Genomic DNA, 17078 nt, shown 5'->3' with positions numbered 1-17078 from the left:
GGTGGATGAGACGGGACCTAACCTACTCGTAAGTCATTGTACGTGGAACGTGGTAAGCCTGTATTTCTCCTGTCATAATGACAGGTAAGCGAGCCGTAAGGTAAGCCGAATGGAATGCAGGTATAAGATTGCAGAAAAAGCGAATGCTTCCCTTGTAATGAGGGAGATACGGTTTGAGCCCTGCTTATGGATTGAGTGGGACGACATTATCCGACACGAAAGTGGGCAAACTTCTGCGTTAGGTAATTCTTTACAATTAACTTTTAGAACTTTTGAAAGAGGAAAAGCAAATGAACGACATTAAAACATCGTGTGCACCTGCTGATAATCAGCAATCATCTTGGGACAGTCTTGACTGGCCCAGATGTGAGCTGGCTATAAAGAAGCTTCAAGCACGAATTGTAAAGGCTCAAAAAGAGGGTAGATATGGCAGGGTGAAAGCTTTGCAATGGACGCTTACTCACTCGTTCTACGCCAAAGCGTTGGCGGTAAGAAGAGTAACTTCGAATAGCGGCAGTAAAACCGCAGGGGTTGACCTTGTAACATGGGAAGACTCTCAAACAAAGTTTCAGGCAATTGGAACGCTCAAAAGACGTGGCTACCAGCCACAACCTCTAAGACGGATTCATATTAAGAAAAGCAATGGTAAACTTCGACCGTTGGGAATACCGACAATGAGAGACCGAGCCATGCAAGCCCTTTACCTGATGGCGTTAGAGCCTGTGGCAGAAACTACGGCTGATACCCGTTCGTACGGATTCCGGAAGGAACGCTGTACGATGGATGCTGTCGGGCAATGCCATAATGTACTACGCAAAGGATATTCTCCCGAATGGATTCTGGAGGGAGATATTAAAGGATGCTTCGACCATATCAGTCATGAATGGCTGCTGAACAATATCCCTATGGATAAAGTGATGCTTCGTAAGTGGCTGGGATGTGGCTTTGTCTTTAATAAACAGTTATTTCCGACAGAAGAAGGGACACCGCAAGGCGGTATCATATCGCCAACTTTGGCGAATATGGCTCTGGATGGACTACAGAAGATTCTCTCTGACAGGTATAAACGAAAAACAATCAAAGGCGAACGTTATTCACCAATGGTGAATCTGATTCGTTATGCTGATGACTTTATTATCACGTCAGAAAACAGAGAGGTATTGGAAACGGAAATCAAACCATTGGTTGCTGAATTTCTCGCTGAAAGAGGATTAACCCTGTCGGAGGAGAAAACGATGATAACCAATATCAACGATGGCTTCGATTTTCTCGGATTCAATATCAGGAAGTTCAAGAATCAAATATTGACAAAACCATCCAAGCCTGCACAAAAACGTTTTCTCGCAAAAGTCAGAACGACCATCAAGAGTAACAAGGCGTGCAAGCAGGAGTCACTGATACGGCTATTGAATCCGATGATAACAGGTTGGGGCAACTATTACCGACACGGGGCTACCAGAGATGCGTTCCACTGGGCTGACCATCAAATGTTCAACGCATTATGGCAATGGGCTAAACGCAGGCACTCAAAAAAGGGTAAACGCTGGATAGCCGACAAATATTGGCATGTTGCAAAAGGAAACGGATGGCACTTCACATCATACTTTAAGAAGCCAAATGGAAAGCAGGATAGTCTGACATTGAAAAATCTGTCGAATATCCATTTTATCCAATATACACAAATTAAAGGGGATGCTAATCCTTTTGACCCTGAGTATGATAAATACTTCGACCAAAGGGAAACCCAAAAAATGCTTGTTACGCTGAAAGGGAGGAATTCCTTGCTTTACCTATGGAAAAAGCAAGACAGGAAATGCCCTCTATGCGGTATGCCGATTGACCGTGTTTCGCCGTGGAATGTAACTGAAAAGGTTGTAAATGGCAAGATACAGAGGTCTTTGGTGCACGATAAATGTTACAAACAATTTAGAAAACAACAAAATTAGAAGTTATGAGCCGGTTTCAATATACAAATAGAAACTTAGAATTGCTTGAGCCGTATGAGTGGAAACGCTCACGTACGGTTCTTAGGGGGGAAAGCGGCAGTAATGTCGCTGACCTACCCGATCGGCCCTCTGATCTGGAGCAACGCGACGGACGAGGCATTCGTACAGGCAATGAAGTTGCTAAATATTACGCCGATAATAAGGTCGATGTTGTTCTCTATGCGGTTGAAAAGTCACTGGATGCTTACAAATTCGGATTGCTCCACAATAAACAGCTTTTCATCCGGCAGTTAAAAACCAACAATATGGGCGCACGTACCATTGACGAGGGTGCAATGGATGAGAAAACAGGCATGAACTTCTCCGAATATGTGGCTATTCTTTCCGGCAATACGGAATTGCTTGAAAAAGCTCGTCTGGAAAAGAAAATCACCACATTGGAAAGCGAACGGCAGGCATTTGTGAGGGGTAAATCATCCAGCCGTTACAAGTTGGATGATATTCTGCAAAAAGTGGAGAAGAACAGCGGTTTGATTGAACGCATCGGTAAAGACTTGGAGAACTTCAAAAGCCGGGTACAATTAAATGAGGACGGTTCGTATAAAAATCCTATCCAACTGGATGGCGTTCAGGGCGGCGATATTAAGTTTATCGGCAAACACCTGAATCATATTGCCGACACCGCCCGCACCGGGAATGAGTTTGATAAGATTGGCAGTTTGTATGGTTTCGACTTGCTTGTTAAGAGTGAAACCACACAGAAAGAGGGTTTTGATATGGTGCAGAACCGTTTCTATGTACGGGGAGAGGGAGATTACCTGTATCAGTACAACTACGGTAATCTTGCCTCTGATCCACGTTTGGCAGCACAGAATTTTATCAATGCGCTGGGAACTATCGAACCGACGCTTGAAAAATTCCAAAAGGAAAATGAAAAACTGTCGAAGGATATTCCAACGTTCAAAGAGGTGGTTGAAGGTACATGGCGCAAAGAACCGGAATTAGCTTCTTTACGGGCTGAATTAACGGACTTAGACCGGAAGATACAGCTTTCCCTCAAACCGATAGAAGAAAGCGAAGGGCAGCCTGTAAATGAGGTTTCAGCCGATAAAAAACAAACTGCCGAAGATAACCTCCAACCCTCGCAGGGTAACGGGCAGCCTTTCATTCCGGCACGGCTTAGGGAGATAGCAAACAACTCCGGTGGGCGTGTCGTTATTGGAACGGTAGGCGGTAGTCCTCCCAAAGTTGAGAACCCTGTATCCAAAGGAATTAAGTTATAAGATTAAGAGCCGCTTCGTCATCACGACGGGCGGCTCTTACCGATTATGAACTATATTAAAACACGAAGAAATTAACCGTTTTTCTTATTCATGTTCCTAAAACTGCTGAAATGTTTTTCAATAAACCGTATAACATCGGATTCCTTATAATAGGTTTTGTGGTATATCATCTGAAAGGGTAACTCGCCGGAAGAACGGTAACGCTGCAACGTGCGTTTGCTGACGTTCAACATCTGGCAAAGGTCGAAGTTCTCCAACAGCATATCGCCATCGGGAAGTAGTGTCCTGCTTTGCACAATTGCGGGCGATTGCATCTTTTCGAGTTTGTCGAAACGCTCCATGATACGCCGCATCCAGCCGTCGAAATGATCTTTATCTATAAACATGGTTAGTCTTTTGGTAGAGTCATCAATCCTTTGGCGGCCAGTTCTTCCAACGAACCCACATTGCGTTGGATGCGTTTTTCTTCCAGCAACCGCTTTATCTCTGAAATGGTATAATACGTTTTCTTACCTATCAGTGAATAGGTAATCACTCCGTTACTGCGATAACGTTGCAAGGTGCGTTTACTGATTTTCAGATAAGAGCAGACAACCTCGTTATCAAGCCATATTTCCTGCAAAGGAGGTTGCTTTGGCTTCACTTGATAGATATACTTCTCAATGGCCTCAATCCTGTCCATGAGTGCCTGAAAATCGCCCGATTTCATAATTACTATTCCCATAATCCTTTGTTTTATTGATACTTTGCAAAGGTCGGCAGGATAAATTACGTGTATTCACAAGTTTAGTACACTATTTTCAGATTATTTTCTTTTGTGCTGATTATAGGGGTTTTACTGCACTATGGAAAGATGTTTATTTACACGATATTGTGGTAGGAGATTGGGTATTCTTTTTCTTGACACCCATGTAATTGACAGTTATATAGCGCATTACTTCATCGGTCGTATATTTTCTTTTCGGTAGAAAATTCAAAAATGGGTAAAAATATCTGTTAAGGGTGGAAAATCCGGATATGCAGTATGAAAAATCAAAAATACCCAATTGAGTATCTGCAATAATCTGGCTATAATTAGGATAACTTATTTTGTTTACAGTCATAAAGGATAAGGAAGAGATAGAAATTCAAAATATCTGCAAAATCCCTTCTTTACATTTGTGCTAAAATTTAATCTGAATTTTTATAAGGAGGATTCTATGAGTACATTATGTAAAGTAATATCCAAATTGGGCTTTCTTGCGGTTTTTGTTATGGTATGTCTTAGTTGTCAGGAAGAAGATGATTACAATTATATACCTGACATAAAAGTATATGCGTTTTATGAAACGATTGATGAACCCGGGCTTAAAAAGCCCGATGCAGGCGCAAAAGTCTATTATTATTACCGAATATGTTTAGATGATCTGGATGGATATACTTATCAGGAAGACGGTAAGTTTATTAATGATGATTTATCAATTATCCTGCCCGATGAAAAATTTATGATCGGTGAAAACGGTTCCGTATTTTTTATCCCCGAAGACAAAAAAGGAAGTGCAATGATTGTTATTGAGAGTAGCTATTACAAAGGAAAAATCAAGACAACTTGCTTTTCTTCTCCCGGTAATGGGGCGGGTATTCATACAGTGTTCAAACCTGAATAATCTTATTATACAAACTGAACAATAAAAGTATGTAGATTATTTTGGTAATCGTACTGAATGTTCCAACCGTGCATCTTGCATATTTCGTGAACGATGGATAAACCCAATCCGTTGCCTTTCTTTTCTTCCGATGTACGGTTAAAACGTCTGAACACCCTCTCCTTATCAAGAGCCTGTGCTGCACCTGTATTCGATATTACAAAACCACCATCAACCACCCGCATATTGATTGTCCCGTTTTCAGTATTGTAGCGGATAGCATTTACGATCAGATTTGTTATCAGACTTTCGACCAATATCCTGTTGGCATGGATATTCAAAGGATTTTCAATCTCGACATTGACTTTGATCTCATTACTTTCGGCGCGTTCACGCAAGTATAAAAGTTGAGCGTATAAAGTTTGCACAAAATCAATGTCTTCCATATGAAGGTATTGGTCGTTGTCGATACGGGCCAGAAGTAAAAGGTTTTTATTCAGGCGTGTCATTCTCGACGATACCGAATAAAGAGATTGTATAATATCCATCTGCTCCTGCGATATATCAGGCTGTTGAAGCAGCATATCTAACTGTGATTTAAATACGGCTAACGGAGTTTGAAGCTCATGCGAGGCATTTTCTATAAATTCCTTTTGTTTTTTATAACTACTCAGGTTGTCGGAAATAAGGTCATTCAGGATACTGTTCAATTGCACAAACTCGGCCGTATCAGTGCTGTTGAATTGTGGCTGTTCGCCTTTTTCAAGACTAAAATCCTGAATTTTGGACAGTGTTGAATGGAACGGTCGCCAAAGCCTTTTGGACATAAAATAGAATACTACTGACAATGAGATTAGTATAACAAAAAACAGAAGCCCGTATTGGGATGTTAATGTTCTTATTAAATCATGTTTCTCGATCATCGGTATTCGGGACGTCAATATATAAGATATACCATCTATTGATATTTCATCGTAAACAATACGAAAATCAATGTTATGACCTTCTGCTTTATCGAAAAATTCTTCCTGCCTGACTACGCTCAAAGGGTATTTTTTATCGAATGGCAAAATGAATATATCTTCATTGAAACTGTTCCAAACTTCTATATCGTCAGCCTTAAAAGACGGTAGCCGGTCATTTTTAAATTCCTGAAGCCGGAATATTATCAATTGATCCAAGTCTTTTGCATAATATTTCTCCATGAACTTATATAACAGTGGAGCGCAGCATATAAGAATCAACAAAGTGGAGAGGAGAACCCCTAAAAGGCTTTTAAAAGCTAATGTTCTTGTTCTACCCATTGATATCCGGTTCCATAAATGGTTTTAATAATATTGGTGCTTCCGGCTTCCGCAAATTTCGCTTTCAGGTTTTTGATATGGGCATATACGAAATTATGGCTGTCCAGCATATCGGCCATATCCCCTGAAAGATGTTCTGCAATAGCATCTTTAGAAACAACTCTGGCTTTGTTGCCTATAAGGAATAATAGAAGGTCATATTCCGATTTAGTAAGTGTAACAGTTTTTCCTTTAACCTTGACGACTTTTGAGAGCAGGTCGATCCCCACATCACCAGAAATTAATGTGTTATTATGCGAGAACTGTTGCCGTCGCATAAGGGCATAAATACGGATGCTTAATTCGGACAATGAAAATGGTTTGGAGAGATAATCGTCTGCCCCTATTTTCAACCCCTCTATTTTATCGTCGAGCGAACCCCGTGCGGATATGATAATAATACCACTATCTATTTTACGGGCTTTAATTTCTTCCAAAATCTGAATCCCATCGCCACCCGGAAGATTTAAGTCGAGCAGGATACAATCATAGTTGTACAATGTTATTTTTTCCATTGCCGTACTGAAATTATAAGCCTGTTCACAGCGATAATTATCATCGGAAAGATATTTGACAATATTACTCGATAATACTTTCTCGTCCTCTATAACCAATATCTTCATATCACTCTAATTTATTTATCCATCAGTATAACCAGTGAGCCTCCCGCTATCATACAACCTCCTAAAATTACTTTCCAACTGACTGTTTCCCCAAGTATAAGGAATGAAAGAAAGATTGTAAAAACAACGCTCAACTTATCAATGGGAGCGACTTTGGAAGCTTCGCCGATCTGTAACGCTTTAAAATAGAAAAGCCAGGACAAGCCTGTGGCTACTCCTGACAGTATAAGAAACGTCCAATTTGTTTTAGTGAGGTCTTTAATACCTGAAGCACCATTCCCGGCCAGAACGATTGACCATGTTAAGAGTAGTATTACGCAAGTGCGGATAGCAGTAGCCAGGTTGGAATCGACGTTCTTGATTCCAATCTTAGCAAATATTGCCGTCAATGCAGCAAATATCGCAGATAGCACCGCATAATACTTCCACATATATTTTAAACTTAAACTATGACCAAAAGTACGAAATCAAATTTGTAGAAATGTAGAATTATAAAAATATCTTTTAAAAAATACAGAAAGTCGAAAATTCTAAATTCCTGCTAAATCAACGGATAATTTTGCACTATATTTTATTTGAAAAACAGATGTTTAAAGAAATTACCTCAATCGATCAGGATTTATTTTTTGCAATAAATGGTACTCACTCCTTTTTTACTGATTGCGTGATGTGGCTTTATTCAGGCAGATTGGTATGGATACCCATTACTCTTTTCCTGATAGGTTTCATTATTTATAAAAAGAACTGGAAGGAGTGGCTACCAGTATTAGTAGCTTTTGTGATATTGTTTTTGCTGAGTGATAAAATATCCTCCGATATTATTAAACCTTACTTTGCCCGATGGCGACCAACCCACGATCCGGCTATTATGGATCAGGTACGCATATTATATGGATATACCGGCGGACGGTATGGATTCGTTTCTTCTCATGCGACGAACGCTTTTGGAATGGCGGTATTCAGTTCATTCCTTTTAAAAAATAAGCTCTATACAATTGTCATTATTATTTGGGCGCTGATAATGGGATATTCCCGGATATACCTGGGTGTGCATTATGTTTCTGATGTATTGGGCGGTATAATAGTAGGCTCTGCCATAGGGCTTTTAATGTATTCCTTTTATTTATTTTCCATGAATAAACTATCTGTCAAAACCAACTATGCAAAATTGGCGACATATTCGCCTGTGTCTGTAAAAATACTGACTTTCACCATAATAGGCTATGTCGTTCTTATCTCTTTGTTAAGTCCACTTCTGATTAATTTTTTAAAATAGGCCAATATGAATAATACCGCTAAATTCAAATTTACAATTATTGCTCCTGTGTATAATGAACAGGATAACCTTCTGAGGCTTGAATCCGAACTGTCCTCATTTTTAAAAAGTGCAGCAATAAATAGCTGTGTTGTGTTTATAAACGACGGTTCGACAGATGATAGCGGGAATATGCTAAAAGAAATCTGCGAAAGGCACGATAATATGTTCTACCTGTCATTTGAAAAAAATGCAGGATTAAGTGCAGCCCTGAAAGCGGGCATTGACTATACCTTTTCGGAATATGTGGGTTACATAGATGCGGATTTACAAACGGCTCCCGAAGATTTTAACTTACTTCTGGAATACGCCCCGGATTATGCAATGGTTATGGGTATCCGTACAGGACGCAAGGACGGATTGGTAAAACGGGCATCATCGAAATTTGCAAACGGATTCCGGCGCATGATGACACATGACGAGGCAATCGACACGGGCTGTCCGTTGAAAGTTATAAAGACCGTATATGCTAAAAGGATTCCCTTATTTACCGGAATGCACCGATTTCTCCCTGCTTTAATAATGCTTCAAGATGGGGGAACATATAAGCAAATTCCAGTCCGGCATTTTCCCCGTATAGCGGGAGAATCAAAATTTCATCTTTGGAACAGGCTTATCGGGCCACTGAAAGATTGCTTTGCATACCGCTGGATGAAAAAAAGATATATAAATTATTCTGTGGAGAACTATAAAATATGAGCCAGTATTTTATAATCGCCATAGGACTTTTAGCACAATTGCTGTTCTCTGCCCGTTTGCTTGTACAATGGATAGCTTCTGAAAGAGCGCACAAAGTGCTATCGCCGACACTTTTTTGGCAGCTTAGTATGGCTGCTTCTTTTTTGTTGTGCATATATGGGTGGCTGCGTAATGATTTCGCTATCATTTTAGGGCAGCTTATCTCATATTACGTTTATATCTGGAACCTCAAATCAAAAGGAGCATGGAGTAAGCTACCCAAAGGAGCCCGGATTATTTTCTTTTCTATACCCATAGTTGCCGTCAGTTACTTCTTTTTGAATTGGAGTGGCACATACACAAAACTTTTTCAACAAGAGAACATACCTGTCTGGCTGATTGTATTTGGAGTTGTAGGACAGTTTACATTTACACTACGGTTTATTTATCAATGGTGGTATTCCCGTAAAGCGGGCGAATCCGTATTGCCGGTTATGTTTTGGATTATCAGCCTGACTGGATCTGCAATGATTATAACCTATGCTATTATCCGGCAAGACCCGGTGTTGATTCTCGGACAGGCAACAGGCTTTGTTGTGTATGCCCGTAATATAATGATCGGCTACAAATCATCCCGGAAACCTAATGACAAAGAGAATACTTTGCAAGAGTAATAAAATAAAAACATTGCATATAAATTATAAAAAAAGTAACAGGGTTGAATCTGCTGTTTTCGATTACTACTGTGTCAGAAGCTAATTCAAAGTACCCGCACTGATAATAGAAACTTGTTTAACCATATTGCGGTTATAGCGCTTGCTTTCTGGTTTGCGCCAGTTATTGTCGAATGTGTCGATATATTCTATACTCACATTTTTTCCTGCCAATATCTGTTCGGCGGGTTCTGTCCCCACCAGAACGAAAGGCAGAGCGGCATACACCAGACTATCATTTTCCATATCGAGCGCTGTAATATTGCGATTCGCTTCATAAACCAATTCCATACGGATTTCTTCTTTTGAACTATGGTAAAATGGTAGTTCTTTAACATTTGGATTATCCCGTACTGCATGAATACTGTGTCTTTCCTGATTGATGAATAACTGTCCGGCAGGTTGGAAACAGAAAGTCAGGAACGTAACCATTGTAAGCGCTGTCCCTGCAAAAATTCGCATAGGAAATATGCCTTTCTTCCCATAAAGTCCTAAAAACATCCATGTGGCTAATCCTATAAAAAATAACAAAGTAACTATAAAAACAGGCCAAGATAATGCCCCTTCGCGCACAAACATCAGATAGAGGAAGAACGGCATGGCAACAGCAATAGCGATAATGAGTGATCCATTAATCCGAAAAAGAACTTTCTTTCCTTTTGCGGATAAACCCTGTATGCTGTACCAAATGTAAAAAGCGGTATTAATAGCTCCCGGAACCAATAAGGGAAGCAGATAACGTGTCTTTTTTTCAGGTATCAATGACAAGAGTATGAGGGCTGCGAATGTCCAGATGATGGAAAAACGAAAGGTTGTTCTATGCCCTGTCTTTTTCTTCCAAAAGAAATATACAAGTGATGTTATCCAAAATAACGCCCAAATTCCTGCTTCCGCAGCAAATCCCCAATAATACCAAATAGGGCGGACATTATGATTGAGCCAATTTGCAGATTCTTTACTCGCGACAGCCATTCCGGTTTCGGGGTGGAAAACCGCAATGTAGCAGGGCCACCAAAACGATACAACCAGACAAATGACAATCATTACAGAGAGCGACAGTATTTTACCTTTTGTTTTAGGCCGCAGCGTAATGCCATATCCAATCAGAAAGGGTAATAACAGTGCGTAAAACGAAATAGGCCCTTTACTTAGAAAGGAGAACCCCATAAATATACCTGCTGTTATAAAACGCCCCCATTGCGCCCCTGGCATCTCAAAGGCACACACCAATAAATAAATCGCCACAAGCATAAAGCTATGGCAATAAATATCCCATGTAGCGGTTCGCCCAATCATGATGACATTATAGGAGGTAACCAGTACGACTGCCGCAATAAGAGCCAACAGTCGGTCTTTTGTCAATCTGCGCACCAGTAAATAGAGGAACAACGCCATTATCGTAGCGGCAATTCCAGCCATACAACGCTGTGCCGAAAGGCTATCCGCCAGAATATGCTCCACACCTGCTGCAATCCATGTGGGAAGTGGTGGCTTTTCAAGCCTTAGTTCCCCATTCATGGTCGGAATAAGGTAATTACCTGTTCTGACCATTTCCTGTGCAGTCGCCAGATTACGCGATTCCATCAGATCGGCGGGAATAGTGTTATTGTTAATAAAAAAGGCAAAGAAGCAAACAGCAATGATAATTAAGCAAGACTTTATATCCGTTAATTTACTTGATATTGGGAACGGGGTATTTTCCATAATGCTACTGTGTATCGGAATTATTATTTAACTGATTATTATTTATTGTTTTTACTGTGGGATTAACTAAAGGGCCAATATTGTAATTGCGTTTCCCTATCAAATACCAACTATACTGTCCGTTAGACCATTCGGCATTCAAGCCGGAGAGCCATTTTCCCAACTCTTTTTCCCGTCTGATTTCGGTCGATCTCACAAAGAGGATAGTAGTCTGTGGCAGTCTATTAATAGAATCTAATGATTCCACTGTTGATACGTATTCTATTTCTTTCTGGATATAAATGTCCATATTGGGGGCGGTATAGAATTTATAATAAACATACTTGTCTGTCTGGTTAGCGGAAGCCGTTTGTTCTGCCGCCCTGACCATCTCGCCGAACCCGATAAGATAGTTTAATTTCGGAATGGCAAATGAGCCGACAAAAACCAATCCGAGTAATCCGCAACTTATAGCGGCAATGGCTTTATGCACATGGTTTTTGTAAACACAAACCAGCGCCATAATTCCACCTCCGGCCAGTATAGCGACAGCAGCATAAGCTATAGCGGAATAACTATATAAATCAGGGATTTTATCTTTTAGAATAATAGCGGTAGGTAAAATGAGAATAACAATTATTGCCGGTATGATAATAGAAATTTTTACTCCTTTATCATTTCTGTTTTTCTCCAATAAGATTGAGCATAAATAGACAACAAAGGGATAGACAGGCAGCAGGTATATATCAAGTTTAGCACTAATTACCGATAGTAAAATTACACTTGAACAAATAATAGTAAGGAAAAACTTTTCCATATCGCTACGGAACATTTTTTTATGAATACCCCGCCATATCAATACGATAAAGAGTAATGACCAGGGAGCAAACGACCACAGCATACGGGGAAGGTAAAACCAGAAAGGTTCCTTATGATGAAATGAATTTATCCCCCTGCCAATAGTTTGTTTAAACAGCAGATCATGCAGGTACTCCCTACCGCCTTCCATGTAAACAAGAACAAACCATATCACGCATAAACCGAGAAATATCAGGCATTGCCGCCAGCCCAAATAATGACCAATAGTGCGGATTTGCTTTTTTACCAGTAGAAATACTATAATAGACACCACAGGGATAAATAACCCTATTGGCCCCTTTGTAAACAGTGCCAGAAATATGTAAACTGGAAGTAGATATTTTTCAATATCCGCGTGTTCATCTTTATAGATATTATAAAATGTATATAAGGAGAGGACTATAAAAAATGTCATAAGCATATCCATGCGAACAACTAAAGTTGCACCAATAAACATAATGGTAGTCAGCAACATCAGGTTTGCTACTACCGGGTTGAATTTGGCTTCTTCGTTCCTTAGCCATCTGTCCATCATTGCCATTATACCCATAGACGGCAGTAAACTGAAAAGGCCGATCAACCACATATGATAACCGCCCGTAATCAGTTTGGACAACATAATCAACCAGAAAAATAGCGGCGGTTTATCGGCATAAATTTCACCGTGATTATAGAACGTGAACCACGTGCCGCTTTGAAGGGCCTCATCCGCAATACTGATATATTTTAGTTCATTTGCAGGCGTGAAATCCCGGAATATGAAAGCAGATATAAGCAGTAGTAAATAATATAAATACCTATACCTCATATTTATACATTTTTTAAATCATATAATCTTCTTATATAGTAATCTTCATACCACTGGATAAAAGCAGTAAGCCCGGTGTCAATGCGGGTTGTAGGCGCATAACCATAATCCTGCTGTAAAAGAGAAGTATCTGCCCAAGTGTCTTTCACATCGCCCGGCTGCATCGTTTCATATACTTTTTGTGCCTTTTTTCCGGTAATCCGTTCGATTGTAGAAATGAAATCTCCAAGATGCACCGGCATCGAATTTCCGATATTGTAAATTCTAAAGGAAGGAACGGATGTGCCGTTAGGGGCATTTAATATGACTTTACATACACCTTCGGTAATATCATCTATATAGGTGAAATCCCGCGACATATTTCCGTTATTAAACACTTTTAGTTTGCGATTATTCAGAATAGCATCCGTAAAAAGAAACGGAGCCATATCAGGTCGTCCCCAGGGGCCATAAACTGTAAAGAACCGTAGGCCAATGATAGTAATGCCATATAATGACGAATAGCTATGTGCCATTAATTCGTCAGCCTTTTTTGTCGCTGCGTACAGGCTGACCGGGGTATCGGTTACATCTGTTTCCCTGTATGGAACAGATGTATTACTGCCATATACACTTGAACTGCTGGCAAAGACTAATTTGATTTTAGGGTTGGCACGGCAGTATTCAATGATATTAAAAAATCCATCTATGTTGGATGAAATATATTGCTGTGGATTTTCTATGCTGTAACGTACCCCCGCTTGTGCCGCTAAATGACAAACAACCTCAATTCCTTTATCTTTTAAAAACGTAGTGTATAATGAAGAATCATTAATATTTGCCTGAATGAAACAAAATCCACTTTCCCCGTGAACAAGAGCGTTTTGTTTTATACCTGAAATGTCGATTCCGAGCTGCGCCAACCTTGATATTTTAAGTTCAGGTGAATAATAGTCATTCAGGCTATCTACACCAATGATTGAATGACCGCAGGAGATGAGTTTTTTAGCAACGTGATATCCGATAAATCCGGCACACCCGGTAACGAGAATCTTCATTATTTACACATTCTTGGGATAAAAATTATATGATAATATCTGCGGAATAAAACCTATACTCCAAATACAAAGGGTAGATAAATAAGGTTTTGTTCCTGTCTAAAGTCCAAATGTAAGATGCTGATTTTGTAGAAAAATAGAATATTCCCCTTTACCGGATACTTTTAAATAATAAGTATCAGTAAAGAGGAATATTATGCTTAAATATGATTTAAAATCAATGATTAAAACCGGACTTTTGCGCTTATTGTTATGACCTGTGTTTCATAATAATTCTCATAGACGGCTTTAAAACCGGTATTATTAATCTCTTCCTTGATTCCCATTGTATTGAATACATCTTTCATTGCGATTGTTAATTCAATCATATCATGATAGAAACTTCGCTTATACCCTATATCAACTCCGCCTCGCGCAAAGCGTTTTCCTTGGGGTATATTTACCGGAGCGAAATATGAACCCGTTAATTGAATCTGATTATTAGTGCCTATTTTGATTTGATTATTAAGTTTTACATACCATGTATTATCCTTACTTTCAGGCACTCTAAAAGGGCGTTCATAAGGAAAGTATAAGGTGGCTTCGTAAGCATCTATATGATTCCTATACCAGTTGAAACTTCCTGATAATTTCCACAGTTTAGTTATTTGTTGGTCTACAATTATTTCTATACCTGCATTTTGCGCTTTCCCTATATTCTCATAGACTTTATTTATGATATTGTATTCGCTGCTATACTCGTCTATGGCGTAAATACGGGAGTATTGGTCTTTGATATTTTTGTAATAGCCGGCAAGGAAGACAGAGCCGCTTTTCCAGATATGACGATACGCCAATTCAAAGTTATGTGTGTATTGTGGGCGTAAATAAGGATTACCTACTTTAAGTAATTCAGGATCGTCATATTTAGGGAAGATACGCAGTTCGGCTTCTCCGGGGCGGTCAATGCGATAGTTATAGAAAACCGATAAGCGGTTGGAAGTGTTCACTTTCCAAGTTAAACGAATATTGGGGAACAGCCGAAAATAGTCATACGAATCGTTGGAAGGATAATATATATTATCTTTCGAGATTTCATAAAATACATTCGTGTATTCTGCCCGTAGTCCAATTTCAGCATCTATTTTAGTCCTTTCATATATCCAGTTGGCATACAAGGCAGCTAAATCTTCTCCCCAATCAGACTTATCTCCCCAACCCGGATAAATTACTAATTGCTCACCTCTATAAACGTCATAGGTTACCGGAAGTCGCCGAAACTGACCTTTTGCCCCAATTTCAATACGTCCGCTGCTTAACGGTAATGTATAATCAACATTTAGCTGGGTTATATGTTCCGTCGCTTTTATATGAGTGGTATCTGCCCCTATACGACTGTCTGATATTTCCCGTAGTTTATATTTTTCATTTTCCCACCCTTTTGTATATTGAAAACCAACAATCAGTTCGTGCCCCGGCTCGTCAAATAAATGCTTGAAATTTGTTGCTACATTAAAAAATCCGGTAGTTTCATTTTCTTCCCATTGCCACACTCGTCCGGGTTCCATGTTTTCATAATTAAAATAACAGATGTCTGCTTTGTCTGTATGGTTTTCGTAATCGAACAAACTTCCCAAAGAGAGGACATTACTTTTATTGATTGTCCAGTCGAATCATCCTTTTACTACATAATGAGTTTGCAACCTATTTTCCGGGACTTGGGATATAGTGGAAGTTCCATCGTCATAATAACGAGTGGTAAACTCGTTATTCGGTAGGCTTTTTTGCTGTATTATCTCTGTTTGGAGAAAGGTATTAAAATTGGATGTTCTATAATTTAAGTTGAGTGAAGGGATAATTTTTTTATTAAAGCTATAACTTCCGAGAGTAGAGGGTAAATCTTTTCTCCTTTTTGTCAATGCTCCCACTCCCAATGACAGCCCAACATCACCATTAAAACCTTTTTCGTATTCTTTTTTGTAAACGATATTGATAATCCCCGCCATTCCCGATGCGTCATATTTTGCCGAAGGATTATTAATGACCTCGATCCTCTCTATATTTGATGAGGCTATATTTTCCAATCCTTTTTGGTTGGCCATACCCGTGAGGGCTGACTGTTTACCGTCAATTAAAATAACGACCTTATCACTCCCACGTAGTAATACTTTCCCTTCCTGATTAATGGAAATTCCGGGCATATTGGCCATCGCATCCAAAATAGTTCCGCCCGATTGCGATATATTATTTGCAACGTCAAAACTCTTTTTATCTAATCCTTGATTTACCGAAGCCCTTTGCCCGACAACCTGAACTTCCCCCAAAGTAAGAGCAGCTTCAGACAGAGCGATTCTACCCACATTGTAATTAGAATTAAGCTCACCGATAAAGACATCGAGCGATTGGCTCTCATAACCGATAAAAGAGAAGTTTAGAATATACTGTCCTTTCTGTAAACCGAATATGTTAAATCGTCCGTTTTCATCAGTAACCGCTCCGGTAACCAATGTTCCTGTTTCTTTTACAAAAGCCTGAACAGTGGCAAAAGGTATATCTGTTTTGTCCTTTTCGTCAATAACGCGCCCTGAAACGATAACCGGGTTTTGTGCAAAAACATTAATGATACAGAAAGTGGATAAAAACAGAAGTAAAAGAGTTTTCATTTGAATTTTTATTGATTATAACGAACACAAAAATCTCTACTGATTTTGTAGATATTTAGAATTAGTAGAATAATCCTGAGAATTCTAATTTTCTGCAAAATTCGCACTATACATTTGACAAAATTTTACCACTTATTTACAAATGAAACAAATAGTTGCAGTTCTTATACCTTTTATTTTTTTCGTGGGAAACGTATGTGCGCAAAAAGGAGATACAATAAGGGTTTTGATTCCACCACCACCCAATTTGCATAAAAATGATTCTCTTTTGCGTAGTAAAGAAAATCTCAGATTTCAGCCCGTTCTACCGGATTATATATATTTAGAAGATCAGTTTTCTATAAATTCGGATAATAGGATGACATTCAAGATGAATGCCCCCCTCACGAAAAAGAATATACCCGTTGGCGGAATTAAATTAGTGCATATTTAATTTGTCCAATGGGTTTGTTATTAATCTTGTTTATATATTGAAGGATTGTAAGTGCACTAATTTTCCCCGTAATTCTGGTAAACAATCCTTC

15 protein-coding genes and 2 pseudogenes are annotated in these 17078 nt (G+C 39.3%); 6 read left to right on the top strand and 11 right to left on the bottom strand.

Annotation, left to right across the window (positions count from 1 at the left end):
* Positions 1 to 290 precede the first annotated feature (290 nt).
* Both ltrA and AB7E53_RS07880 read left to right on the top strand, forming a co-directional pair.
* The gene (gene ltrA / locus AB7E53_RS07885; RefSeq protein ID WP_183308906.1) at positions 291 to 1946 is read left to right on the top strand and encodes a group II intron reverse transcriptase/maturase; all 1656 of its coding nucleotides are present in this window, start codon (positions 291 to 293) and stop codon (positions 1944 to 1946) included.
* 110 nt (positions 1947 to 2056) lie between these two features.
* Positions 2057 to 3229 (top strand): annotated as a pseudogene (locus AB7E53_RS07880) (DNA methylase); the annotation flags it as partial.
* Positions 3230 to 3300: 71 nt separating this feature from the next.
* Here AB7E53_RS07880 and AB7E53_RS07875 read toward each other — a convergent pair.
* Complete coding sequence (locus tag AB7E53_RS07875; protein WP_446775075.1) at positions 3301 to 3615, bottom strand: helix-turn-helix domain-containing protein; 315 nt, start codon at positions 3613 to 3615, stop codon at positions 3301 to 3303.
* Between the two features lie 2 nt (positions 3616 to 3617).
* Positions 3618 to 3953: a helix-turn-helix domain-containing protein gene (locus AB7E53_RS07870; RefSeq protein ID WP_446775073.1), complete on the bottom strand. Its 336-nt coding sequence runs from the start codon at positions 3951 to 3953 to the stop codon at positions 3618 to 3620.
* Between the two features lie 475 nt (positions 3954 to 4428).
* On the opposite strand from AB7E53_RS07870, the gene AB7E53_RS07865 reads away from it, so the two are divergent.
* Entirely contained in the window at positions 4429 to 4875 is a 447-nt protein-coding gene (locus AB7E53_RS07865; protein ID WP_446775071.1) for a hypothetical protein, read from the top strand.
* A gap of 5 nt (positions 4876 to 4880) precedes the next feature.
* On the opposite strand, the gene AB7E53_RS07860 is transcribed toward AB7E53_RS07865, so the two are convergent.
* Genes AB7E53_RS07860 through AB7E53_RS07850 form a run of 3 tightly spaced genes read right to left on the bottom strand, consistent with a single transcriptional unit; the run spans position 4881 to position 7251 of the window.
* A complete protein-coding gene (locus AB7E53_RS07860; RefSeq protein ID WP_446775069.1) occupies positions 4881 to 6158 on the bottom strand; it encodes a sensor histidine kinase in 1278 nt (425 codons plus the stop codon).
* Entirely contained in the window at positions 6137 to 6820 is a 684-nt protein-coding gene (locus AB7E53_RS07855) for a response regulator transcription factor (RefSeq protein WP_446775067.1), read from the bottom strand. Before AB7E53_RS07855 ends, AB7E53_RS07860 begins: the two co-directional genes overlap by 22 nt.
* An 11-nt stretch (positions 6821 to 6831) precedes the next feature.
* Positions 6832 to 7251: an EamA family transporter gene (locus AB7E53_RS07850; protein ID WP_446775065.1), complete on the bottom strand. Its 420-nt coding sequence runs from the start codon at positions 7249 to 7251 to the stop codon at positions 6832 to 6834.
* A gap of 155 nt (positions 7252 to 7406) precedes the next feature.
* On the opposite strand from AB7E53_RS07850, the gene AB7E53_RS07845 reads away from it, so the two are divergent.
* From AB7E53_RS07845 to AB7E53_RS07835, 3 genes are read left to right on the top strand one after another with little or no spacing between them, the layout of a single operon-like run.
* On the top strand, positions 7407 to 8096 hold the full coding sequence (locus tag AB7E53_RS07845; RefSeq protein ID WP_446775063.1) for a phosphatase PAP2 family protein: 690 nt from the start codon (positions 7407 to 7409) through the stop codon (positions 8094 to 8096).
* Between the two features lie 6 nt (positions 8097 to 8102).
* Positions 8103 to 8834, top strand: coding sequence for a glycosyltransferase (locus AB7E53_RS07840; RefSeq protein WP_446775062.1), 732 nt, complete (start codon positions 8103 to 8105; stop codon positions 8832 to 8834).
* Positions 8831 to 9487 carry a lipid-A-disaccharide synthase N-terminal domain-containing protein gene (locus AB7E53_RS07835; RefSeq protein WP_446775060.1) on the top strand — a complete coding sequence of 219 codons (657 nt, stop codon included), beginning with the start codon at positions 8831 to 8833 and terminating at the stop codon, positions 9485 to 9487. The genes AB7E53_RS07840 and AB7E53_RS07835 overlap by 4 nt, the downstream gene beginning before the upstream one ends.
* 81 nt (positions 9488 to 9568) lie before the next feature.
* Here AB7E53_RS07835 and AB7E53_RS07830 read toward each other — a convergent pair whose 3' ends face one another.
* The 6 genes and pseudogenes from AB7E53_RS07830 to AB7E53_RS07805 form a co-directional block, all read right to left on the bottom strand.
* Positions 9569 to 11230, bottom strand: a complete 1662-nt coding sequence (locus AB7E53_RS07830) for an ArnT family glycosyltransferase (RefSeq protein ID WP_446775058.1) — start codon at positions 11228 to 11230, stop codon at positions 9569 to 9571.
* Positions 11231 to 11234: 4 nt separating this feature from the next.
* Complete coding sequence (locus tag AB7E53_RS07825; protein ID WP_446775056.1) at positions 11235 to 12875, bottom strand: ArnT family glycosyltransferase; 1641 nt, start codon at positions 12873 to 12875, stop codon at positions 11235 to 11237.
* Between the two features lie 2 nt (positions 12876 to 12877).
* On the bottom strand, positions 12878 to 13912 hold the full coding sequence (locus tag AB7E53_RS07820) for an NAD-dependent epimerase/dehydratase family protein (protein ID WP_446775054.1): 1035 nt from the start codon (positions 13910 to 13912) through the stop codon (positions 12878 to 12880).
* Positions 13913 to 14136: 224 nt separating this feature from the next.
* The gene (locus AB7E53_RS07815; RefSeq protein ID WP_446775052.1) at positions 14137 to 15528 is read right to left on the bottom strand and encodes an outer membrane beta-barrel family protein; all 1392 of its coding nucleotides are present in this window, start codon (positions 15526 to 15528) and stop codon (positions 14137 to 14139) included.
* Between the two features lie 36 nt (positions 15529 to 15564).
* Positions 15565 to 16554: a carboxypeptidase-like regulatory domain-containing protein gene (locus AB7E53_RS07810; RefSeq protein ID WP_446775051.1), complete on the bottom strand. Its 990-nt coding sequence runs from the start codon at positions 16552 to 16554 to the stop codon at positions 15565 to 15567.
* 413 nt (positions 16555 to 16967) lie between these two features.
* A pseudogene (locus tag AB7E53_RS07805) lies at positions 16968 to 17078 on the bottom strand (IS982 family transposase); the annotation flags it as partial.

Origin of the sequence: Macellibacteroides sp. (assembly GCF_050251695.1) — a bacterium.
GTDB lineage: Bacteria > Bacteroidota > Bacteroidia > Bacteroidales > Tannerellaceae > Macellibacteroides > Macellibacteroides fermentans.
This window is presented reverse-complemented; position numbering and strand designations above follow the sequence as displayed.

Bases quoted from the DNA above. Each gene is read 5' to 3' on its own strand.
- ltrA (WP_183308906.1), top strand. From the start codon at position 291: ATGAACGACATTAAAACATCGTGTGCACCTGCTGATAATCAGCAATCA.
- AB7E53_RS07875 (WP_446775075.1), bottom strand. From the start codon at position 3,615: ATGTTTATAGATAAAGATCATTTCGACGGCTGGATGCGGCGTATCATG.
- AB7E53_RS07870 (WP_446775073.1), bottom strand. From the start codon at position 3,953: ATGGGAATAGTAATTATGAAATCGGGCGATTTTCAGGCACTCATGGAC.
- AB7E53_RS07865 (WP_446775071.1), top strand. From the start codon at position 4,429: ATGAGTACATTATGTAAAGTAATATCCAAATTGGGCTTTCTTGCGGTT.
- AB7E53_RS07860 (WP_446775069.1), bottom strand. From the start codon at position 6,158: ATGGGTAGAACAAGAACATTAGCTTTTAAAAGCCTTTTAGGGGTTCTC.
- AB7E53_RS07855 (WP_446775067.1), bottom strand. From the start codon at position 6,820: ATGAAGATATTGGTTATAGAGGACGAGAAAGTATTATCGAGTAATATT.
- AB7E53_RS07850 (WP_446775065.1), bottom strand. From the start codon at position 7,251: ATGTGGAAGTATTATGCGGTGCTATCTGCGATATTTGCTGCATTGACG.
- AB7E53_RS07845 (WP_446775063.1), top strand. From the start codon at position 7,407: ATGTTTAAAGAAATTACCTCAATCGATCAGGATTTATTTTTTGCAATA.
- AB7E53_RS07840 (WP_446775062.1), top strand. From the start codon at position 8,103: ATGAATAATACCGCTAAATTCAAATTTACAATTATTGCTCCTGTGTAT.
- AB7E53_RS07835 (WP_446775060.1), top strand. From the start codon at position 8,831: ATGAGCCAGTATTTTATAATCGCCATAGGACTTTTAGCACAATTGCTG.
- AB7E53_RS07830 (WP_446775058.1), bottom strand. From the start codon at position 11,230: ATGGAAAATACCCCGTTCCCAATATCAAGTAAATTAACGGATATAAAG.
- AB7E53_RS07825 (WP_446775056.1), bottom strand. From the start codon at position 12,875: ATGAGGTATAGGTATTTATATTATTTACTACTGCTTATATCTGCTTTC.
- AB7E53_RS07820 (WP_446775054.1), bottom strand. From the start codon at position 13,912: ATGAAGATTCTCGTTACCGGGTGTGCCGGATTTATCGGATATCACGTT.
- AB7E53_RS07810 (WP_446775051.1), bottom strand. From the start codon at position 16,554: ATGAAAACTCTTTTACTTCTGTTTTTATCCACTTTCTGTATCATTAAT.